Origin of the sequence: Pantoea sp. CFSAN033090, from assembly GCF_001264395.1 — a bacterium.
Lineage (GTDB): Bacteria > Pseudomonadota > Gammaproteobacteria > Enterobacterales > Enterobacteriaceae > Pantoea > Pantoea agglomerans.
This window is the reverse complement of record NZ_LGYX01000007.1, coordinates 1-18475: the sequence shown is the minus strand read 5'-3', so window position 1 is coordinate 18475 and position 18475 is coordinate 1. Positions and strand designations below refer to the sequence as shown.

Annotated in this window: 15 protein-coding genes; 6 read left to right on the top strand and 9 right to left on the bottom strand. The window is 59.5% G+C overall.

All coding sequences use genetic code 11. From position 1 onward, the window contains the following. Nucleotides 1-27: 27 nt before the first annotated feature. The 9 genes from panD to thpR all read right to left on the bottom strand — a co-directional run bounded on the left by panD (nt 28) and on the right by thpR (nt 7085). The gene (gene panD / locus AFL22_RS06970; protein WP_010254022.1) at nt 28-408 is read right to left on the bottom strand and encodes an aspartate 1-decarboxylase; all 381 of its coding nucleotides are present in this window, start codon (nt 406-408) and stop codon (nt 28-30) included. Nucleotides 409-455: 47 nt separating this feature from the next. Beyond that, nucleotides 456-1310 (bottom strand): pantoate--beta-alanine ligase, encoded by an 855-nt coding sequence (gene panC, locus AFL22_RS06965; protein ID WP_052271097.1) that lies wholly within the window; start codon nt 1308-1310, stop codon nt 456-458. 15 nt (nt 1311-1325) lie between these two features. Then, on the bottom strand, nt 1326-2120 hold the full coding sequence (gene panB, locus AFL22_RS06960; RefSeq protein WP_052271096.1) for a 3-methyl-2-oxobutanoate hydroxymethyltransferase: 795 nt from the start codon (nt 2118-2120) through the stop codon (nt 1326-1328). Between the two features lie 83 nt (nt 2121-2203). Beyond that, nucleotides 2204-2689, bottom strand: a complete 486-nt coding sequence (folK, locus tag AFL22_RS06955) for a 2-amino-4-hydroxy-6-hydroxymethyldihydropteridine diphosphokinase (RefSeq protein WP_022625440.1) — start codon at nt 2687-2689, stop codon at nt 2204-2206. Beyond that, nucleotides 2686-4104 carry a polynucleotide adenylyltransferase PcnB gene (gene pcnB / locus AFL22_RS06950; RefSeq protein ID WP_203583884.1) on the bottom strand — a complete coding sequence of 473 codons (1419 nt, stop codon included), beginning with the start codon at nt 4102-4104 and terminating at the stop codon, nt 2686-2688. The genes folK and pcnB overlap by 4 nt, the downstream gene beginning before the upstream one ends. Before the next feature lie 86 nt (nt 4105-4190). Continuing rightward, nucleotides 4191-5069, bottom strand: a complete 879-nt coding sequence (gluQRS, locus tag AFL22_RS06945; RefSeq protein ID WP_033756612.1) for a tRNA glutamyl-Q(34) synthetase GluQRS — start codon at nt 5067-5069, stop codon at nt 4191-4193. A gap of 73 nt (nt 5070-5142) precedes the next feature. Continuing rightward, nucleotides 5143-5598, bottom strand: a complete 456-nt coding sequence (dksA, locus tag AFL22_RS06940) for an RNA polymerase-binding protein DksA (RefSeq protein ID WP_010254035.1) — start codon at nt 5596-5598, stop codon at nt 5143-5145. Between the two features lie 247 nt (nt 5599-5845). Beyond that, complete coding sequence (gene sfsA / locus AFL22_RS06935; protein WP_033756614.1) at nt 5846-6550, bottom strand: DNA/RNA nuclease SfsA; 705 nt, start codon at nt 6548-6550, stop codon at nt 5846-5848. Beyond that, nucleotides 6528-7085 carry an RNA 2',3'-cyclic phosphodiesterase gene (thpR, locus tag AFL22_RS06930; protein ID WP_052271095.1) on the bottom strand — a complete coding sequence of 186 codons (558 nt, stop codon included), beginning with the start codon at nt 7083-7085 and terminating at the stop codon, nt 6528-6530. The genes sfsA and thpR overlap by 23 nt, the downstream gene beginning before the upstream one ends. Nucleotides 7086-7121: 36 nt before the next feature. Between thpR and hrpB the strand changes: the two genes are divergently transcribed. The 6 genes from hrpB (at nt 7122) to fhuB (ending at nt 18347) form a co-directional block, all read left to right on the top strand. Then, nucleotides 7122-9605 carry an ATP-dependent helicase HrpB gene (gene hrpB, locus AFL22_RS06925; RefSeq protein ID WP_052271094.1) on the top strand — a complete coding sequence of 828 codons (2484 nt, stop codon included), beginning with the start codon at nt 7122-7124 and terminating at the stop codon, nt 9603-9605. 98 nt (nt 9606-9703) lie between these two features. Continuing rightward, complete coding sequence (gene mrcB / locus AFL22_RS06920; protein ID WP_010671853.1) at nt 9704-12244, top strand: bifunctional glycosyl transferase/transpeptidase; 2541 nt, start codon at nt 9704-9706, stop codon at nt 12242-12244. Between the two features lie 199 nt (nt 12245-12443). After that, nucleotides 12444-14645 (top strand): ferrichrome porin FhuA, encoded by a 2202-nt coding sequence (gene fhuA / locus AFL22_RS06915; protein WP_052271093.1) that lies wholly within the window; start codon nt 12444-12446, stop codon nt 14643-14645. Nucleotides 14646-14684: 39 nt separating this feature from the next. Beyond that, nucleotides 14685-15479, top strand: a complete 795-nt coding sequence (gene fhuC / locus AFL22_RS06910; RefSeq protein ID WP_033756619.1) for a Fe3+-hydroxamate ABC transporter ATP-binding protein FhuC — start codon at nt 14685-14687, stop codon at nt 15477-15479. 10 nt (nt 15480-15489) lie between these two features. Then, a complete protein-coding gene (gene fhuD, locus AFL22_RS06905; protein WP_022625447.1) occupies nt 15490-16368 on the top strand; it encodes a Fe(3+)-hydroxamate ABC transporter substrate-binding protein FhuD in 879 nt (292 codons plus the stop codon). Continuing rightward, the gene (gene fhuB / locus AFL22_RS06900) at nt 16368-18347 is read left to right on the top strand and encodes a Fe(3+)-hydroxamate ABC transporter permease FhuB (RefSeq protein ID WP_052271092.1); all 1980 of its coding nucleotides are present in this window, start codon (nt 16368-16370) and stop codon (nt 18345-18347) included. Before fhuD ends, fhuB begins: the two co-directional genes overlap by 1 nt. Nucleotides 18348-18475 lie beyond the last annotated feature (128 nt).

The window sequence follows — 18475 nt, the reverse complement described above, 5'->3', positions numbered from 1 at the left end:
GGCGGCCCTTTTTTAATCAGGTTGTAATCAGGCAATCTGCACCGGCAGCGCTTTCGCCAGACGCTTCATCTGGTTGTCACCTTCAAAATAGGCGACCTTAGGCTGCCACTGACGCGCTTCGGCATCGTCTACCTGCACATAGGAGCAGATAATTAAAATATCGCCTTCGCAGGCACAGCGAGCGGCCGCACCGTTGACCGAGATGATTTTCGAGCCACGCTCAGCCGCGATAGCGTAGGTGGAAAAGCGCTGACCGTTGGTGACGTTATAAATATCGATCGCTTCATATTGCAGAATGCCGGAAGCATCCAGGAAATCCTGATCGATAGCGCAGGAACCTTCATAATTGAGGTCCGCCTGCGTCACCTTCACGCGGTGCAATTTGCCTTGCAGAACTGTGCGAATCATAGCCAGAAACCTTGTCAGAGAAATAAAATAACCTGCAGCGGGATTGATTACTGCGTCAGGTCAACGGTTTGATTATCAATCAGGCGGGCCTTGCCCAGCCAGGCGGCCATCAGCACCACCGCGCGCTGGCTGTCCACCGTCAGCGGTTGCAGCGTTTCCGCATCACAGATCGCCAGGCCATCAGGACGCAATCCCTGCGCCAGCAGTGCCTCACTGGCTGCCTCAATGATCTCGTCAACATGACGCTCGCCATTCTCCAGCTGCGTCGCCATCTGATGCATCACCTGGCTCAGGGCCGGTGCCAGCTTACGCTCATCTGCCGTCAGGTAGCCGTTGCGCGAACTCAGCGCCAGGCCATCTTTAGCGCGCACCGTAGGCACACCAACAATCTCAATGTCGAAGCCCATATCGGCCACCATCTTACGAATGATAGCCAGCTGCTGAAAATCCTTTTCACCGAAACAGGCAATATCGGGCTGTACCAGATTAAACAGTTTGCTGACGATAGTGGCCACACCGCGAAAATGGCCTGGACGTGTGGCCCCTTCCAGCAGGGAAGAGAGCACCGGCACCTCAACAAAGGTCTGATTCTGCGCGCCCTGCGGATAGACTTCAGCAGGTGAGGGGGCGAAGACCACGTCAACCTGGTGGCGATTCAGCTTTTCACAATCTTCCTGCAGCGTGCGCGGGTAGCGCGCTAAATCATCGGCGCGATCGAACTGCATCGGATTGACAAAGATCGAGACAATCACGATGTCGCCGCGCGCCCGTGCTTCATCCACCAGCGTCAGATGACCTTCATGCAGGTTGCCCATGGTCGGGACCAGCGCAATGCGTTTACCCTGCTGGCGCCAGCGACGGACTTCCTGGCGCAGCATCAGCAGCGTTTCAATGATCAACACGGTAACTCTCCTGAATTACTGGAAACTGTGCTCTGCCGCCGGATAGGTTCCGGCCTCGACTTCGGCGATATAGTGGCGAATCGCCGCGCGAACATCGCCGGTCTCCGCCAGGAAATTTTTGGCAAATTTGGGAATGTGGCCGCCGGTCACGCCCAGCGCGTCATGCATCACCAGAATCTGACCATCGGTGACATTGCCGGCACCGATACCGATCACCGGGATGGTGAGCGCGTCGGTAATCCGCTGCGCTACCGACACCGGCACACACTCCAGCACCATCAGCTGTGCACCTGCGGCTTCCAGCGCCAGCGCATCGGCCAGCAACTGCTCTGCACCGGCTTCATCCCGGCCCTGTACTTTATAGCCGCCAAAGATATTGACCGACTGCGGTGTCAGGCCCAGATGACCACATACCGGAACGGCCCGCTCGGTCAGCATCTGCACGGTCTCAGCCAGCCAGCTGCCGCCTTCCAGCTTCACCATGTTAGCACCGGCACGCATCAGCTGCGCGGCGTTGTCAAAGGTCTGCTGTGGCGTGGCATAACTCATAAACGGCAGGTCGGCGAGCAGCAGTGCCTGTGGTGCGCCACGGCGCACGGCGGCGGTGTGATAGGCGATGTCGCTGACCTTGACCGGCAGGGTGGAATCATGCCCCTGCACCGTCATCCCTAAAGAATCACCAACCAGCAGCACCTGAATGCCTTCATCGGCAAACAAGCGGGCGAAACTGAAATCGTAGGCGGTCAGGGTCGCGAATTTTTTACCGCTGGCTTTCGCCTGACGCAGATGTGAAATCGTGGTGGGTTTCATGGCGCTCTCAACTCAGGAATTCTGATGGGCGCAGTTTACTGGATAGCGTGAAAGAGCGGAATCAGAGATGTGCGTTTGTCTGCTCAGCCGTGCCACAGCACGATGCTGCTGCTGTCGAGGGTAGCCAGGATTGTGCTGAGTGCGCGGCCGTCGGGCAGGCGGGCGTCTGGCGCAATCGCCAGCAGGGGCACCAGCATAAACGCACGATTCAGCAGATCATAGTGCGGCACAATCAGCCGCTCCGTGTTGATGTGCGCCTCGCCAAACAGCATCAGATCGATATCCAGCGTGCGCGGACCCCAGCGTTCTGCCTTGCGCACCCGGCCATGCTCGCGCTCGATCCGCTGGGTATGGTCAAGCAGCGCTTCGGCACTGAGATCGGTCTCCAGCGCCACGGCGGCATTGAGAAAATCGGGCTGATCGGGCGGGCCATAAGGCGGCGTGCGGTAGAATGGCGAGGTAGCGATGCGTTGCGTCTGCGGCAACGCATCCAGTGCGGTCAGCGCTGCATCAACCTGATGCAGCGGATCGGCCAGATTACTGCCTAACGCGAGGTAAACCCGTGTCATGAGACGTTCTGGTTGTCACGACGCGGTGCGGAAGGACGGCGGCGCGGACGACGCGATTTATTACGCGGCACCGGATCGTCACCCAGGTTATTGAGCATGTTTTTCTGATGCGGCGGCGCAGCCACCTGGAATTCACCCCACCACTGGCTCAGGCGCAGCAGTTCCGGGTTATTTTCCACTTCCGCCCGCAGCGCCAGCAGATCGTAAGCGGCGCGGAATTTCGGATGCTCCATCAGTTTCCAGGCGCGTTTACCGTGACGGCGGGACATGCGTAACTGCAGCAGCCAGATATCGCGAATTAGCGACGTAATACGTTTCGGAATCGCCAGCGCACGGCAGGCTTCGTCCAGCGTATCGTTCATCGCCATCGCAAAAGCTTCGAAGTAGGTCAGGCCACTCTCCTGCGCAATGCGTTCTGCCGTTTCAAGCTGCGGATACCAGAACATCGCGGCAAACAGGAACGCCGGGTTAACGCGCATGTCGTTGTGAATGCGGTTATCGGTGTTTTTCAGCACCTGCGCCAGCATCCTCTCCATGTGGCTATCGCTGTTTTCGGTGAAGTTGCGCGCCAGCGTCGGGAACAGGGGCTGGAACAGCTGATATTCACACAGCTTGAGATATGTGCTGTAGCCGTAGCCAGCCTGCAACATCTTCAGCGACTCTTCAAACAGGCGAGCAGGCGGAATATCACGCAACAGCGAGGCCAGACGTGGAATCGGCTCGGCGGTTTCCGGCGCAATGCTCATATTGAGTTTGGCAGCAAAGCGTGCGACGCGCAGCATGCGGACCGGATCTTCGCGGTAGCGAGTTTCCGGATCGCCAATCAGGCGAATGATGCCCTGTTCGAGATCGCTGATGCCGCCGACATAGTCACGCACGCTGAAATCAGCCACACTGTAGTAGAGGCTGTTGATGGTGAGATCGCGTCGCTGGGCATCATCTTCGATAGAGCCGAAGATGTTGTCGCGCAGCAGCATGCCGCTCTGGGCGCGCTGCGAGCTGTTGCGATCCTCTTCCGGCTCTTCCGCCTGATGATGTCCACGGAAGGTGGCGACTTCGATCACTTCCGGGCCAAACATCACGTGCGCCAGACGGAAACGACGGCCAACCAGGCGACAGTTGCGGAACAACTTACGCATCTGCTCAGGCGTGGCATTGGTGGTCACGTCGAAATCTTTGGGTTTTTGCCCCAGTAGCAAATCGCGCACGCCACCGCCTACCAGATAGGCTTCATAACCGGCTTTGTTCAGGCGATAGAGCACTTTGAGGGCATTTTCGCTGATGTCTTTACGTGAGATGGTATGGCTTTCACGAGGAATGATGGTCATCAGACGCTCTGGTTCAACCTCTGCTGGGGCTTCCTCTTCATCACGCTTCAGGACTTTCCGGCAAAAATTAGCTACTCGGGTAAAAATGGGACACCTCGACAGTGGCAATTAGGGTGTAGGTAAAATCAGCGGCTAATCATAGCCTGTTGAGAACCGTTTGAGAATGCTGTTGTCTATGCATCCGGTTTCAGGGCGTTCTCTTGCGGCATCAAAGCGATATTCCACTGCGCCACCGCATCAGACAGCAGTTTGTCCTGCGTTAAGTCCTGCCAGCCGCCTGAAACCGGCTGTCCGAGGAAGCGTAACGCCGCCACCAACAGGGGTCTGGCATCGCCATCCGGCAGCGCAGGTGCATGATTCTGCTTCGACAACTTATGGCCATCGTGATTAAGCGCCAGCGGCAGATGCAGCCAGTCAGGCACCGGCCAGCCAAATTGCTGGCAGAGCGCAATCTGTCGCACCGTCGGCTCAATCAAATCTGCGCCGCGAACCACTTCGGTAATGCCCTGAAAATGATCATCGACAACGACCGCCAGGTTATAGGCAAACAGGCCATCACGGCGGTGAATAATAAAATCTTCCTGTGCCAGACGCCTGTCCGCCTCCACACGGCCACGCAGACGATCGTCAAACGCAAAGACCGGTGCATGCTGGCGTAAACGCAGCGCGGCATTCTCCGGTCCGCGTTGCCGTTCACGGCAGTAACCATCATAGAAACCGCCAATCTGCTGAATGCGACGCCGGGGGCAGGTGCAGTAATAGCTCTGACGATGCTGCTGCAGCCAGGCCAGCGCGTCACGGTAGGCCTCATGACGTTGTGACTGCCACAGAACCTCGCCATCCCACTCTAAACCGTAGTGCTCCAGCTGATGCAGGATACGGCTGGCGGCACCCGGTACTTCCCGTGGCGGATCGATATCTTCAATTCTCACCCGCCAGACGCCGTTTTGCGCACGTGCGCTCAGGTAACTGCCCAGGGCAGCAATCAGCGATCCGAAGTGGAGTTCACCAGAGGGAGAAGGGGCGAAGCGACCGATACAGGAGGATGACATAGGTTTCAGAAGTGACCACGCAGCGGACAAAACAGCAGTTGTTCCACTGCGTGGTAACAGGCTGGACGCGGCATCAGCCGGCCATTTGTTTCTCACGAATTTCTGCTAACGTCTTACAGTCGATGCAGAGATCGGCAGTAGGACGGGCTTCGAGACGGCGGATACCAATCTCAACGCCACAGGAATCGCAATAGCCGAAGTCGTCATCTTCAACTTTCTTCAGCGTCTTCTCGATCTTTTTGATCAGTTTACGTTCGCGATCGCGGTTACGCAGCTCCAGGCTGAACTCCTCTTCCTGCGCGGCACGGTCAACCGGGTCCGGGAAGTTAGCGGCTTCATCCTGCATATGAGAAACGGTACGATCGACTTCGTCCCGTAATTGATTACGCCAGGCTTCCAGAATCTTGCGAAAATGGGTCAGCTGCGCATCATTCATATACTCTTCGCCAGGCTTCACCTGATAAGGTTCGACGCCAGCAATAGAGAGAATACTCAGGGACGATGTTTTACGGTTTTGACCTTCTTGCATGTTGCTTCTCCTGGATAACACGCACTATACCCTTCGAATTTCGTCTCGCAGGGGCCTTGCTGCCAGCCTGCATTTGACGTCTGCGGGGTACATCGATCCCCCATTGGGGAAAAAAACAGGCCGCTATAAATAACAGAAGCAGTCAGGGTTGGCAATTCTTCATGAACACACCTTGACAAGCCTGTGAGGAACAGCGTAATTGGCCCTTAGCTCAGAACATTCTTAACACATAAAATTGCAAAAGATATTACAAGGTTACGTTGATCGGCGATTTAAGAAACATTCCCTCCGCCGATAAGTCTGCCTGATACGCTAAAACCTCTACGCCCTCCTGCTGCGCCTGAGCCAGTTGTTCTGCATACGCCACATCAATGTGACGTGCCGGAGAAACGTCCTCAATCCCCGAGTGCAAAACGGCAAACAACAAAACGGCCCGATGACCCTCTGCCGCAACTGTTGCCAGTTCACGCAGGTGTTTCTGTCCTCGAATCGTCACCGCATCCGGAAAATACCCTTTTCCTTCATGTAGAAGGGTTACGGATTTCACCTCAATATAGCAGTTGCGCCGGGCCTCTGCTTTGAGCAGGAAATCAATTCTGCTTTTTTCAGTGCCATATCTCACTTCCGCCTGACGATGCGTATAACCGGCCAGCGCCGGCAGCCGTTCCTGCTCCAGCGCCTCAGCCACCAGTTGGTTGGCGCGCAGCGTATTCACGCAGATCCAGTGGCCCTGTTGCGTTTCGGTCAGCTCCCAGCTGTGGGGGTATTTGCGCGTCAGGCTATCGGACGTCGAATACCAGACCCGATCGCCCGGCGTGGCGCAGCCGGTCATGGCGCCGGTATTGGCGCAGTGAATCGTCAGAACGTCGCCCTCTGGCGTCACCACATCGGCCAAAAAACGTTTGTAACGGGCAATCAGACGGGCGGGTTTAAGGGGCGGAGAGAAGTGCATGTGGATCCTGAGAATGTAATGGCCAGCTAGCCAGGGCGCGATAGCGGGTGCGGCCCCGGGCATATTCAGAGGCGAACAGAGAAAAGGTAGAGACGCGAAAACGCCAGTGAAAGCCGCGCGGCGGTAACGTCACCGGCTGCGTGGCGTGGCGTAACAGCGTGATGTGCGGATGAAACGGCTGGGGGCTCTGGTAACAGCCATGCCGGGCGGCCTGGGCCCGCAGCAGGCTGGCGAGCTGCAACAGACCGCGTGGCGCGCGCTGGCAGCCGAGCCAGACCACGCCGGGGCGCGGCCAGTGTCCGGCATCATCCAGGTCGAGATCAAAACCGGGCTGCACAATACGGGAGGCCAGCGTCTGCAGGCGCTGTGTGGTTTCCGGCGCAACTTCACCCAGAAACGCCAGCGTCAGGTGCAGATTCGCCGCGACCACCGGCTGGCCCGCCTCCGCAGGAAAGGTATCGACCCGCCAGCGCACCAGCTCTTGCTGCATCTCGTCAGGCAGGCTGATGGCAAAAAATAAGCGTTGTGTCGCCATGGCGCTCTCCGGCAAATATCACGGATGGATGCTACAATGCGCGCCATCTTAGCACAGGCAGAAGCGGAGTTTGCTGTGAGCGATTTACCGGTCAGCGCGGTGCTGCCTGACATTTTGGCGGCGCTGAGTGACGCCCCACAAATCCTGCTGGCTGCACCAACCGGCGCGGGCAAATCGACCTGGCTGCCGCTGCAGTTGTTACAGCAGGCGGCGCTGCCGGGACGGATCATCATGCTGGAGCCACGTCGGCTGGCGGCGCGTAATGTGGCGCAGCGGCTGGCGGAGCAACTCGGCGAGCAGCCGGGTGGCACGGTGGGATTCCGGATGCGTGGCGAAAGCTGCGTCGGGCCACAGACCCGGCTGGAAGTGGTGACCGAAGGCATGCTCACGCGCATGCTTCAGCACGACCCGATGCTGGAAGGCGTGTCGCTGGTGATCCTCGATGAATTTCACGAGCGCAGCCTGCAGGCCGATCTGGCGCTGGCGCTGCTGCTTGATGTACAGCAGGGGCTGCGCGACGACCTTAAAATCATGCTGATGTCCGCCACGCTGGACAACGCCCGGCTGGCGGCGCTGCTGCCGGATGCGCCACTGATCGTCTCAGAAGGGCGCAGCTATCCGGTTGAGCGGCGTTACGCGTCACTGAATCAGAATGTGCGTTTTGAAGAGGCGGTCGCGCGTGAAGTCGCCCAGCTGCTGCGGGATGAGAGCGGTTCGCTGCTGCTGTTTCTGCCGGGTGTGGCGGAGATCGAACGGGTGAAGCGCGAGCTGGAATCACGCATCAGTGACGACGTTGATCTGACGCCGCTCTATGGCGCACTGCCGCTGGCGGCGCAGCGCCGGGCAATTCTGCCTGCCGCCGACGGCCGCCGCAAAGTGGTGCTTGCCACCAATATCGCCGAAACCAGCCTGACCATTGAGGGGATTCGGCTGGTGGTCGACAGTGCGCTGGAACGCAGCGCTCTGTTTGACGCCCGCAGCGGCGTGACGCGTCTGCAGACCCAGCGAATCAGCCATGCATCGATGATCCAGCGAGCGGGTCGCGCCGGGCGACTGATGCCGGGACTCTGCCTGCATCTGGTGCCGCAGGAGCAGGCATCACGAGCGGCGGCGCAGAGCGAACCGGAAATCGTTAACAGCGATCTCTCGTCACTGTGGCTGGATCTGCTGCAGTGGGGCTGTACCCAGCCGCAACAGCTGCAGTGGCTGGATCTGCCGCCCGCCAGAAATCTGGATGCGGCGCAGCAGCAGCTGACCCGACTGGGAGCACTGGACAACAACGGCCTGCTCAACACGCTGGGACGGCGCATGGCGCAGCTGGGATGCGATCCCCGACTCGCCGCCATACTGTGTGCCGCAGGCGATGAGCCGGATGCGGTCGCCAGCGCCGCGCTGCTGGTGGCGATTCTGGAAGATCCTCCCCGCAGCGGCAGCGCCGACCTGCGTGATGCGCTGCATCGGCTGCAGGCGCAATGGCAGCGGCGGGCGCAGCAGTGGCAGCAGCGGCTTAAAATCCGTGGCGGGCGCATCGATGAAGATCGTTTCGCCGGATTGCTGGCGGTGGGCTTTGGCGATCGGCTGGCGCGGCGACGCGATCAGAGTGGTCGCTATCAGCTGGCCAACGGGCTGGGCGCCAGACTCGATGAGCAGGATGGCCTGACGCGTAATGAATGGCTGATTGCGCCTGCTCTGTTGCAGGGCAGTGCCACACCGGATGCCCGGATGTTGCTGGCACTGCCGGTCGATATTGAAACGCTGTGCCAGCAGCAGCCCGCCCTGATTGAGCGCCGGACCGAAGTGGAATGGGACGAAGAGAAAGGCACGCTGCGTGCTTTCAGACGTGAGCAGATTGGCGCGCTGATACTGAAAACCCAGCCGATGGCGCGCCCGGAACCGGAGGTGCTGCACGCGGCCATGCTGCGCTGGATCGCCGAAAAAGGTCTGTCGGTACTGGGCTGGACGCCGGAGGCCGAACAGCTGCGCCTGCGCATCCAGTGTGCGGCCCGGTGGCTGCCGGAAGAGAGCTGGCCCGCGACCGACGATGAAACCCTGCTTGAGAGCCTGCCGCAGTGGCTGTTGCCGCAGATGTCAGCGGTACGCGATCTCCGCAGCCTGCAGGCGGTGAACCTGACCACGGCACTCTTACATTTACTCACATGGTCACAGCGTCAGCGGCTGGATACTGTGCTGCCAACTCATTACACTGTGCCCACCGGAAGCCGGCTGCCAATCCGCTACGATGCGGAGAAGCCGCCCGCGCTGGCGGTAAGGATTCAGGAGATGTTTGGCGAGGCGCAGAATCCCACCGTGGCGGAAGGACGAATTCCGCTGGTGCTGGAGCTGTTATCGCCCGCCCAGCGCCCGTTGCAGATCACCCGCGATCTGGCGGCGTTCTGGCGCGGTGCCTGGCCGGAGGTCAGGAAAGAGATGAAGGGACGTTATCCTAAACATCCCTGGCCCGAGGATCCGGCCACCGCCTTGCCAACAAGGCGAACCAAAAAAATGTCCCCGCAGGGTTGAGTCCGCTGGATCGAATTCAGAGGGTTCTGCCATGCGGCACGCGAGAAAGCAGTTAGAGTAGCGGCGCTGCCGTAAGCACTGCCTGGAGAAGAAAAGTAATGTCTGGGAACGATCGCGAACCAATAGGGCGCAAAGGTAAACCGTTGCCGCCGCGCAGCAGTGCGGGCCGGGGACGACGCAGGGATATCGAACAGGATATCGATCAGGACGATTTTAATGATGACGAGGAGGAAGCGCCGGTGCCACGTAAAGGTAAAGGTGGAAAACCGCCGCGCGGCAAACGCCGTTGGCTGGGATGGGTAATCAAACTGTTCCTGGTGTTTGTGGTGGTCATGGCCGCGTGGGGCATCTACCTCGACTCGGAAATTCGCAGCCGGATTGACGGTAAAGTGTGGCAACTGCCCGCCACCGTCTATGGCCGCATGGTCAGCCTGGAACCCGGCATGGCCTACAACAAAAGTGAAATGGTGGCGCTGCTGGAAGGTACTCAGTATCGCGAAGTCTCCCGTATTACCCGCCCTGGCGAGTTTTCGGTGAAGGGCAACACCATCGATCTGCTGCGTCGCCCGTTTGATTTCCCCGACAGTAAAGAGGGGCAGATCCACGCGCGCATGAGCTTCAGTAAAGATGAGCTGAGCGAGATTAAAAACCTCGAAACCGGTCGTGATTTTGGCTTTTTCCGCCTCGATCCGCGCCTGATCACCATGCTGCAGTCGCCGAATGGTGAACAGCGACTCTTCGTACCGCGCGCCGGTTTCCCGGATCTGCTGGTCGATACGCTGATCGCCACCGAAGATCGCCATTTCTATGAGCATGATGGCATCAGCCCTTACTCCATTGGCCGCGCCTTCCTGGCGAACATCACGGCCGGGAAAGCGGTGCAGGGCGGCAGTACGCTGACGCAGCAGCTGGTGAAGAACCTGTTCCTCACCAACGAGCGTTCGCTGTGGCGTAAAGCGCGTGAAGCCTACATGGCGGTGATCATGGATGCGCGCTACAGCAAAGATCGCATCCTGGAGCTCTACCTGAACGAGGTCTATCTCGGTCAGGCTGGCAGCGATCAGATCCGCGGTTTCCCGCTGGCCAGCCTCTACTACTTTGGCCGTCCGGTTGATGAGCTGAGTCTGGATCAGCAGGCGATGCTGGTCGGCATGGTGAAAGGCGCGTCGCTCTATAATCCGTGGCGTAACCCGAAACTGGCGCTGGAACGACGCAACCTCGTGCTGCGCCTGTTGCAGCAGCAGAAAGTGATCGACCAGGAGCTGTATGACATGCTGTCGGCCCGTCCGCTGGGCGTGCAGCCGAAAGGCGGCGTGATTACGCCGCAGCCGGCCTTTATGCAGATGGTGCGTAACGAGCTTCAGGCAAAACTGGGCGACAAGGTGAAAGATCTCTCCGGGGTGAAAATCTTCACCACGCTGGATCCGGTGTCGCAGGATGCGGCCGAAAAGGCGGTGATCGATGGCATTCCGACGCTGAAAAAACAGCGTGGTCTGAAAGATCTGGAAACCGCGATGGTGGTGGTTGACCGTTTCAGCGGCGAAGTCCGCGCTATGGTCGGCGGTGCCGATCCACAGTATGCGGGTTACAACCGCGCGCTGCAGGCACGTCGCTCTATCGGCTCACTGGCGAAACCGGCGACTTACCTGACCGCGCTGAGCCAGCCAAACAGCTACCGGCTGAACAGCTGGATCGCCGATGAACCGATTGCGCTGAAACAGCCAAACGGCAGCATCTGGAAACCGATGAACGACGATCGTCGCTTCAGCGGCAAAGTGATGCTGGTAGATGCGCTGACCAACTCAATGAACGTGCCGACCGTAAACCTCGGCATGACGCTGGGGCTGGATGCGGTGGTGGATACCTGGAACAAGCTGGGCGTGCCGAAAGAGCAGCTGCATCCGGTGCCATCGATGCTGCTGGGTGCCTTAAACCTGACGCCGGTTGAAGTGGCTCAGGCGTTCCAGTCGATTGCCAGCGGCGGCAACCGCGCGTCGCTGTCAGCGGTGCGTTCGGTGATTGCGGAAGATGGCAGCGTGCTCTATCAGAGCTATCCGCAGGCGCAGCGTGTTGAGCCGGCGCAGGCCGCTTATCTGACGCTCTACACCATGCAACAGGTAGCTGACCACGGTACCGCCCGTGCGCTGGGCGCGCGTTTCCCGAATGCGCATCTGGCGGGCAAAACCGGTACCACCAACGATTTGGTGGACAGCTGGTTTGCCGGTATTGATGGCAAAGAAGTGGCGATCACCTGGGTGGGACGCGATAACAACCAGCCGACCAAACTCTATGGTGCCAGCGGCGCGATGCAGCTCTACCGTCGCTACCTGGACATTCAGGCCCCGATGCCGTTACAGCTGACGCCGCCGGAAGATGTGTCGCTGATGAATGTGGATTCTGCCGGTAACTTTGTCTGCGGCACGGGCAGCAGTACCTGGCGTTCTCTGCCGGTGTGGGCGCTGGATCCGAATGCGCTGTGTCAGCAACAGCAGCAGCAGGTTCAGCAGCAACAACAGCTCTTCGATCAGCAGCAGCAACAACAGCAACAGCAGCAGCCGCAACAACCGGCCCAGCAACAGCAGGAGCAGAAAGATAGCGACGGCGTAGCAGGGTGGATAAAAGATATGTTTGGCAAATAAATCAGTCAGACAGGTTAAAAAGGGCGCTTCGGCGCCCTTTTTTTGTTCCTGATCAATACGCGTCAATCGGCCTGCAAACGGCGTCACTACTGGGATTTCTTCTTGCAGTGCCTGCTGAATTTCGCATATTATCCAAGCGTTATAATAATCATTATCGTTTCGATTCGCCTGCCTGAGCCTATTGTTAAGAGACACTTTTATGAATGCGCGAACGACTTTTTCTGACAACACCAAAAAAACATTTTCCCGACCGCTTCTGGGCATCATGATCTCACTGAGCCTGAGCTTCTCTCTTTACGCCGCGCAGGCGGAGACGATGGTCGTCTCGGCTGATGGCGGCAGCGGCGTCGAGGCGGAAAGCGCCTGGGGACCGGCACCCACCGTGGCAGCGAAACGCAGCGCCACCGGGACCAAAACTGATACCCCCATTGAAAAAAATCCGCAGTCCATCTCCGTGGTCACCCGTGAAGAGATGGAGATGCGTAACGTAACCAGCGTGAAAGGGGCGTTTAACTACACGCCTGGCGTGCTGACCGGTAACCGGGGCAGCTCAGACGTGATTGATGCGCTGTCGATTCGCGGTTTCAGCGAAACCAACACCAATCAGTATCTGGATGGTCTGAAACTGCAGGGTGACAACTACTCTGAGTTTGCCATCGATCCTTACTTCCTGGAACGCGCTGAACTGCTGCGCGGCCCGGTTTCGGTGCTCTACGGTAAGAGCAATCCCGGCGGCGTGGTCTCGCTGGTGAGTAAGCGTCCGACCCAGGAAACGCTGCGCGAAGTGCAGTTCCAGATGGGCAACGATAACCTCTTCTCGACCGGCTTTGACTTTGGCGGCGCGCTGGACGACGACGGCGTCTACAGCTATCGCCTGACCGGCCAGGCGCGCAGTCAGGATGCGCAGCAGGCGATGAACAAAGAGAAGCGCTACACCATCGCACCGGCTTTCAGCTGGCGTCCCGACGATCGCACCCGCATTGACCTGCTGACCTATTTCCAGAACGAGCCAGAAACCGGTTATTACGGCTGGCTGCCGCGTCAGGGCACGGTGGTACCGATCACCCGCGCCGATGGCAGCCAGTACAAACTGCCAACCAACTTTGATGAAGGCGAGCAGAGCAACAAGATTTCACGCAACACCAAAATGGTCGGTTATAACGCCGAGCACAGCTTTAACGACACCTGGACGCTGCGCCAGAACCTGCGTTATGCCGACCTGCGCACCGATTACCGCAGCATTTACGGCAATGGTTTCCTGCCGGCGACTCAGCAAATCACGCGCGGTTCGGCGGTTTCAGAAGAGAAGCTCAACCAACTGGCGGTCGATACCCAGGCGCAGGCGAAATTCGCCACCGGTCAGGTTGATCATACGCTGCTGCTGGGCGTGGACTTCCAGCGTACCCGCAATGATATCGATGCACAGTTTGGCACTGCCTCCAGCCTGAATGCGGTTAATCCGCAATATGGTGATAACAGCGTAACGCCATTTGGTCCTTATCAGCATCTCAACAAGCAGCGTCAGACCGGCCTCTATGCTCAGGATCAGATGGAGTGGAACCGCTGGGTGCTGACGCTGGGTGGCCGCTACGACTATGCCATGAACTCGGTTTACGATCGGGTAGCGGATAGCGTTGATCGTCAGAACGATCAGGCCTTTACCTGGCGCGGCGGCCTGAACTATGTGTTTGATAACGGCATCGCGCCTTACTTCAGCTACAGCGAAGCCTTTATTCCGAATGCGGGTTCGACCTATGACGGTCAGGCATTTGATCCGTCACGCGCTAAGCAGTATGAAGCGGGCGTGAAATATGTACCGAAAGATCGTCCGGTGGTGCTCACCGCAGCGCTTTATCAGCTGACCAAAACCAAGAACCTGACTGCCGATCCCGATCCTGACAGAACTCTTTTCAGCGTTCAGAGCGGTGAAATCCGGTCACGGGGCGTAGAGCTGGAAGCTAAAGCGGCGCTGAATGCCAACGTTAACCTGACGGCGTCCTACACCTACACCGATGCGGAATATACCGAAGACACCCAGCTCAAAGGCAAAACGCCGGTACAGGTGCCGAAACATATGGCCTCACTGTGGAGCGACTACACCTTCCACGAGACAGCCCTTTCAGGCGTAACGCTGGGCGCGGGTGTGCGTTATGTCGGTGAGAGTCAGGGCCTTTACAGCACTGGCACTGAGCAGAACCAGAACTTTAAAGTTGCCGGTTACACCACGGTGGATGCGGCGCTGAAATATGATCTGGGTCGTTTCGGTTTGCCGGGTTCGACTGTGGGCGTCAACGTCAACAATCTGTTTGACCGCGACTACGTCGCCAGCTGCTATCGTGAATACGCCTGCTACTGGGGTGCGGAGCGCCAGATTGTCGGCACCGCGACCTTCAGATTCTGATTTAACCGGGCGCTTCGGCGCCCGTTCACAGGGATAACCATGCCGCATCCGCACGCAGAAGAGGCGACCTTTACGCTGAAAAACGCCAGTTTTGAAGTGCCGGGCCGGACGCTCCTTCAGCCACTGTCGCTGACCTTTCCGCCGGGAAAAGTGACCGGGCTGATCGGTCACAACGGCTCGGGCAAATCAACCCTGTTAAAAATGCTGGGTCGTCACCACGCGGCCAGCAGCGGAGAGGTGCTGTTGAATCAGCAGCCCGTCGGACGCTGGAACAGCAAAGCCTTTGCCCGTCAGGTGGCCTATCTGCCGCAGCAGTTACCGGCAGCCGAAGGGATGACGGTGCGTGAACTGGTGGCGATTGGCCGCTATCCCTGGCACGGCGCGCTGGGGCGCTTTGGTCAGGAAGATCGCGACCGGGTAGAGGATGCGATTGCCCAGGTCGGGCTTAATGCCTTTGCCGGACGGCTGGTAGATAGCCTGTCGGGCGGCGAGCGTCAGCGCGCCTGGCTGGCGATGATGGTGGCGCAGAACAGCCGCTGTCTGCTGCTGGATGAACCGACGTCGGCACTGGATATTGCCCATCAGGTTGAGGTGCTGGCGTTGATAAAAGCGCTGAGCCAGCAGCGCGGCTTAACCGTGATTGCGGTGCTGCACGATATTAATATGGCAGCACGCTACTGCGATCATCTGGTGGCACTGCGTCAGGGCGCGATGATTGCCGAAGGTGACGCAGAGGCGATTATGCAGGCTGAGGTGCTCGGTGCGATTTATGGCATTCCGATGGGCATTTTACCGCACCCGCAGGGCGGCGCGCCGGTCAGTTTTGTCTGTTAAGGAGAGGATGATGCCCGATCTTAATCGCCGCCGACTGATGCTGGCGCTGGCAGTCTCTCCGCTGTTTTGTGCGCTTCCCCTGCGTGCCGCCACGCCAAATCCGGGTCGGATTATTGCACTGGAGTGGTTACCCACCGAACTGCTGATAGCATTAGGCGTCACGCCCTGGGGCGTGGCCGATCTGCACAACTACAACATCTGGGTAGGGGAGCCGCCGCTGCCTGAGGGCGTGATCGATGTAGGTCTGCGCACCGAACCCAATCTTGAGCTGATGGCGCAAATGCAGCCGTCGCTGATCCTCTGCTCCAACGGCTACGGCCCGCCTAAAGAGAAACTGACGCGCATCGCGCCCATTATGGGCTTCGACCTCCACAGCGGCGACGGGAAACCTCTCACTGCCGCGCGCGCATCGCTGCGTCAGCTGGCGGCGCGCCTTGGATTAAGCGCGCGAGCGGAACAGCATCTGCGCGAGGTTGATGATCAGCTGGCGGCGGCGCGCCAGCGGCTGGCGCCCTATGCCGGACGCACTATCCTGCTGATGTCGCTGCTCGACAGTCGTCACGCCATTACCTTCGGCAAAAACAGTCTGTTTCTGGAAGTGATGACTCTGCTGGGCCTGAAAAATGGCTGGCAGGGCGAAACAAATTTCTGGGGCAGCGCGGTGATCGGCATTGAAAAGCTGGCGCAGGTCGGGGATGTGGATGTCATCTGCTTTGATCATGATAACGATGCGGAGATGCAGCAACTGATGCGCAGCCCGCTGTGGCAGTCGCTGCCGTTTGTACGCACCGGACGCTTTCAGCGCGTCCCGGCCGTCTGGTATTACGGTGCGACGCTCTCGGCGCTGCACTTTGTTCGCGTGCTGGAACGCGCGCTGGAGACGCACTGATGCGCCATGCTCTGTTTCCCGCAGGCCTCCTCAGCCTGCTGTTTCTGCTGGCGCTCAGCCTGACGCTGGTCAATCTGCATCAGGCGTTGCCACAGACTGAATGGTGGCAGGCACTCTGGTCACCGGTGGTCGATAGCCTGCCGCAGATGGTATTTCACTACAGCCTGCTGCCGCGCACGGTACTGGCGCTGCTGGTGGGTGCCGGGCTGGGCTTAGCCGGTCTGCTGTTTCAGCAGATATTGCGTAATCCGCTGGCGGAGCCAACCACGCTGGGCGTCTCTTCCGGTGCACAGCTGGGCATTACCGTGGCAACACTGTGGCATCTGCCGGGCGGGGCGCTGACACAGCAGTTTGCCGCGCTCAGTGGCGCGCTGCTGGTGGGCGCGCTGGTGTTTGGTGTGGCCTGGGGCAAACGTCTGTCGCCGGTAACGCTGATTCTGGCCGGGCTGGTGCTGAGCCTCTACAGCGGCGCGGTGAATCAAATCTTCGCTATCTTCAATCACGATCAGCTGCAGAACATGTTTCTATGGAGCACCGGCGCGCTGAATCAGATGAGCTGGGAAAATGTGCAGCAACTCTGGCCGCGCCTGCTGCTGGCGTTTGTGCTGGCGCTGGCGCTGCTGCGTCCGCTGACGCTGATGGGGCTGGATGATGGCGTAGCGAAAAACCTTGGCCTTGCGCTCTCCGTGGCGCGTGTCGGTGGCCTCGGGCTGGCGATCCTGCTCAGCGCACAGCTGGTCAACGTCGCCGGTATCATCGGCTTTATCGGGCTGTTTGCGCCGCTGCTGGCGAAGATGCTGGGTGGACGACGGCTCATCACCCGGATGCTGCTGGCTCCGCTGACTGGCGCGCTGCTGCTGTGGCTGGCGGACAGTTGCGTGTTGTGGCTCAGCACTCACTGGCGCGATATCCCGACCGGCACCGCCACGGCGCTGCTCGGCGTACCGATTCTGCTGTGGCTGCTGCCGCGACTGCGCACCGGTTCGGTGCCGCCCGCGCTGAATCAGGGTGATAAGGTGCCCGTCGAGCGACAGAACCTGCTGCGCTGGGCGCTGACGGGACTTGCCATCCTGGCACTGCTGGGGTGGGGCGGTCTGGCGTTTGGGCGAGATGCGCAGGGCTGGGTCTGGTCAGCGGGTGAGATGCTGCAATCGCTGCTGCCGTGGCGCGCACCGCGCGTGCTGGCCGCGCTGGTGACCGGCCTGATGCTGGGCGTGGCGGGGAGTCTGATTCAGCGGCTGACCGGCAATCCCATGGCCAGCCCGGAAGTGCTGGGCATCAGTTCGGGGGCCGCTTTTGGCGTGGTGGTGATGATGTTCTTTGTGCCGGGCGATGCGCTGGCCTGGCTGCTGCCCGCCGGTGCGCTGGGCGCGGCGCTGACGCTGCTGGTGATCATGGCGGTAGCCAGTCGGGGCGGCTTTTCACCTGAACGAATGCTGCTGGCGGGCATGGCGCTTAACAGCGCCTTTGTCACCCTGCTGATGCTACTGCTGGCGAGTGGCGATCCGCGTATGGGCGGGCTGCTGAGCTGGATCTCCGGCTCGACCTATAACATCAGCGGCACTCAGGCGATTCAGAGCGCAATCTGCGCACTGGTGCTGGTGTCGCTGGCACCGCTGGCCAGTCGCTGGCTGACGCTGCTGCCGCTGGGAAGCGCTACCGCACGCTCGGCCGGTATGGCGTTGACGCCTGCGCGGCTGAGTCTGCTGCTGCTGGCGGCCGCGCTGACCGCCAGCGCGACACTGACTATCGGTCCGCTGAGTTTTGTCGGACTAATGGCGCCCCATATGGCGCGCATGCTGGGATTCCGGCGGGCGTTGCCGCAACTGCTGCTGTCAGGATTACTGGGGGCGGGATTGATGGTGCTGGCTGACTGGTGCGGACGAATGCTGGCATTCCCGGATCAGATCCCAGCCGGGCTGATGGCGACCTTTTTAGGCGCGCCTTACTTTATCTGGCTGCTGCGGCGTTCAGGTTAAAAAACGACCGGCGCAAACCGGTCTGAGATTATTAACAAAGTCTGGCCCGATTGGCTGTGAGACTGAGCCTGCGAAGGGAACACGGTCAGATCGGAAAGACGCAAAAGCCGTCATCCCTTGTATCTTGT